The sequence below is a fragment of the Paenibacillus sp. IHBB 3054 genome, from assembly GCF_051594305.1.
Lineage (GTDB): Bacteria > Bacillota > Bacilli > Paenibacillales > Paenibacillaceae > Paenibacillus_AQ.
Genome location: NZ_JBOFBG010000153.1, coordinates 1 through 553, shown reverse-complemented (window position 1 = coordinate 553; position 553 = coordinate 1). Strand labels below are relative to the sequence as shown.

Below are 553 nucleotides of genomic sequence, written 5' to 3'. Positions count from 1 at the left end.
GTTATTGTTCCCTTTCGGTCCCAGAAAAACACCTGGAATCCATTGCGAAGCTTCAGCTTCTTAGGGAAATGTTATGGTGGAGGCTGAGGGGATCGAACCCCCGACCCTCTGCTTGTAAGGCAGATGCTCTCCCAGCTGAGCTAAGCCTCCATGATATGACCCGTATGGGATTCGAACCCATGTTACCTCCGTGAAAGGGAGGTGTCTTAACCCCTTGACCAACGGGCCATGCTTGTTGAAAATTTGTGGCGGAGAGAGAGGGATTCGAACCCTCGAGACGCTTGTGGCGCCTACACGATTTCCAATCGTGCTCCTTCGGCCAAACTCGGACACCTCTCCATAATGGCTCCCCGAACAGGACTCGAACCTGTGACAACTCGATTAACAGTCGAGTGCTCTACCAACTGAGCTATCAGGGAAAATGGTGGGCCTTAGTGGACTCGAACCACCGACCTCACCCTTATCAGGGGTGCGCTCTAACCAGCTGAGCTAAAGGCCCTTCTACCGTATATAAATATTAAGGGCAAAAAAAATACCACAGTGTGTGTGGTTG

The 553-nt window shown here is 51.4% G+C and carries 5 tRNA genes; all 5 read right to left on the bottom strand.

Features of this window, described 5'->3' with window-relative positions:
• Window positions 1-74: 74 nt before the first annotated feature.
• Window positions 75-150 (bottom strand) — tRNA-Val (locus ACQ76X_RS36195).
• 6 nt (window positions 151-156) lie between these two features.
• A tRNA-Glu gene (locus tag ACQ76X_RS36190) sits at window positions 157-228 on the bottom strand.
• Between the two features lie 18 nt (window positions 229-246).
• Window positions 247-339: transfer RNA gene (locus ACQ76X_RS36185), tRNA-Ser, on the bottom strand.
• A 4-nt stretch (window positions 340-343) separates the two neighbouring features.
• Window positions 344-419: transfer RNA gene (locus tag ACQ76X_RS36180), tRNA-Asn, on the bottom strand.
• 3 nt (window positions 420-422) lie between these two features.
• Window positions 423-499: transfer RNA gene (locus ACQ76X_RS36175), tRNA-Ile, on the bottom strand.
• Between the last annotated feature and the right edge of the window lie 54 nt (window positions 500-553).